Origin of the sequence: Streptomyces sp. CLV115 (assembly GCF_038448545.1) — a bacterium.
In the GTDB taxonomy this organism is placed as follows: Bacteria; Actinomycetota; Actinomycetes; order Streptomycetales; family Streptomycetaceae; genus Streptomyces; species Streptomyces sanglieri.
Genome location: NZ_JBCEWQ010000334.1, coordinates 1 through 2121 on the forward strand (window position 1 = coordinate 1; position 2121 = coordinate 2121).

The following is a 2121-nucleotide window of genomic DNA, read 5'->3' on the forward strand; positions in this document are numbered from 1 at the left end:
GTTCTCGAGGGCCTCGCGCTCGGAGCGGCTGCGCAGCCGCTGCCAGCGCATGGCGAGGCACTGGCCGCAGGCCGCGGTTCCGGACCCGCCGCCCCAGGGGCCGATCAGTACGGCGCGGGAGGTGAGCTGGACGTTGGCGGCCGGGCGGAGCTCCGCGTACGGGTCGGGGGCGCCGAAGCCGAGGGTGTCGGCGGCGCCGAGCGGGACGACGAGCGGGACGGGCAGGGCCGTCGGGGCGGGCAGGTCCCGGTGGCGTCGGGCGAGTTCGGCGTGCAGGGCGGCGCGGGCGTCCTCCAGCGGGGTCTCGCCGCGCACCGGCGGTGGGGCGGGGGCTGCCGTCATGACTTGTCGCTCCAGCGGAAGGTCTTCATCGCGATCGCGCCCAGGACGACGGCGAACCCGGCGAGCACCAGGCAGGCCACCCCGATGTCGCCGGGGGTGCCGGCGCCGGTGAGGGAGCCGGAGATCCCGTCGTTGAGGTAGCGCAGCGGCAGCACCCGGGAGAGGTTCTGCATCCAGCCCGGCATCGCGTCCAGCGGGAAGAACGAGCCGGACAGGAACGCCATGGGGATCATCAGGCAGTTGGCCACGGCGGCGACGGCCTCCGGGGTGCGGGCGTAGCTGCCGACGATGACGCCCAGGGCGAGGAACGCGGTGATGCCGAGCACCAGGACGGGCAGGGCGAGCGGCCAGTGGCCGTCCAGCTCCAGACCGAAGGAGGGCAGCAGGGCGATGGCCACGAACAGGACGGCCTGGACGGCTCCGATGCCGAGCGCCAGGACGTACCGGGAGGCGAGGACGGCGGAGACCGGTGTCGGGGTCATCCGGATGAGGCGCAGGATGTCGTCGCGCCGCCACTGCATGAGGACGAAGCCGACGCCGAACACGGCGGCGTTGCCGACGCCCCAGGACAGGACGCCGGGGGCGATGTAGTTGATGTAGGGGCGGCCGCTCTCCTCGACCGTCTGCCCGTGGAAGATCAGGCCGAAGACGACGAGGAAGATGAGCGGGAAGGCGAAGGTGAAGAACAGCGTGGTCTTGTCGCGCGTGTAGGCCCGGTATCCGGCCTGGCTCAGCGCCGCGTATGCGCTCATCGGGGGTCTCCGTATCGCTGCTGAAGTCGGTGCGGTGCGTGGGGGGTCAGGGAGTGTCCGGGGTGCCGCCGGTGAGCGTCAGGTAGACGTCCTCCAGACCGGCGGTGCGTGTCTGTACCCCGCGCAGCCCGGCCAGGGCGTCGATCGCGGCGAGGACCTTGCCGGATTCGAGGGTTTCCAGCACGAGGGCGCCGGGCTCCTCGGTGACGGCGGCGACGCCGTCGATGGCCCGCGCCTGTTCGGGGGTGATCCGGTCGTCGGGGACGACGAGCCGGGTGGTGGGTGCGGCGGCGGCGACGAGGTGGGCGGGGCTGTCCAGGGCTACGACGGAGCCCTCGACCATGATCGCGACGCGGTCGCAGAGCGCCTCGGCCTCGTCGAGGTGGTGGGTGGTGTAGATGATGGTGCGGCCCTCGCTCCTGAGTTCGCGCAGCACTTGCCAGAGCGCGCGCCGGGCCTGCGGGTCCAGGGCGGCGGTGGGCTCGTCCAGGAAGATGAGTTCGGGTTCGTGGACGAGTGCGGAGGCGATGGCCAGGCGCTGGCGCTGACCGCCGGAGAGGTCGTCCACCCGGGTTCCGCCCTGTTCGGTGAGGCCGACGGAGGCCAGTGCCCGGTCGGCCGCCGCGTGGTCCGTGCGGTAGAGCGCGGCCATGGTGCGCAGGTGCTCGCGGGCGGTGAGGCGGACGAAGAACGCCGAGCTCTGGGTCTGTACGCCGAGCCGGGGCAGCAGTCCGGGGTTGCGCGGCCAGGGGCTGGTGCCGAGGACGGTGACGGTGCCGGAGTCGGCCTTGCGCTGGCCCTCCATGATCTCCACGAGGGTGGTCTTGCCGGCTCCGTTGGGCCCGAGCAGTCCGAAGAACTCGCCGCGCCGCACGGTGAACGACACCCCGTCGACGGCGTGCCGGTCCCCGTACGTCTTGCGCACGGTGTCGAGGGCGACGGCGGGTGCGGACCGGTCGCCGTCCGGGTCTGCCTGGTTGCCCGGGGAGGCGGAGGGGGCGGAGGGGGTCATGGAACTCTCCTTGCG

2 protein-coding genes and 1 pseudogene are annotated in these 2121 nt (G+C 72.9%); all 3 read right to left on the bottom strand.

The annotated features are described in order from the left end of the window. Positions 1-342, bottom strand: a pseudogene (locus AADR41_RS41940) (TOMM precursor leader peptide-binding protein); the annotation flags it as partial. Next, entirely contained in the window at positions 339-1094 is a 756-nt protein-coding gene (locus AADR41_RS41945; RefSeq protein ID WP_342287712.1) for an ABC transporter permease, read from the bottom strand. The pseudogene AADR41_RS41940 and the gene AADR41_RS41945, both read right to left, overlap by 4 nt. A 46-nt stretch (positions 1095-1140) precedes the next feature. Then, positions 1141-2106: an ABC transporter ATP-binding protein gene (locus tag AADR41_RS41950; RefSeq protein WP_342287714.1), complete on the bottom strand. Its 966-nt coding sequence runs from the start codon at positions 2104-2106 to the stop codon at positions 1141-1143. Between the last annotated feature and the right edge of the window lie 15 nt (positions 2107-2121).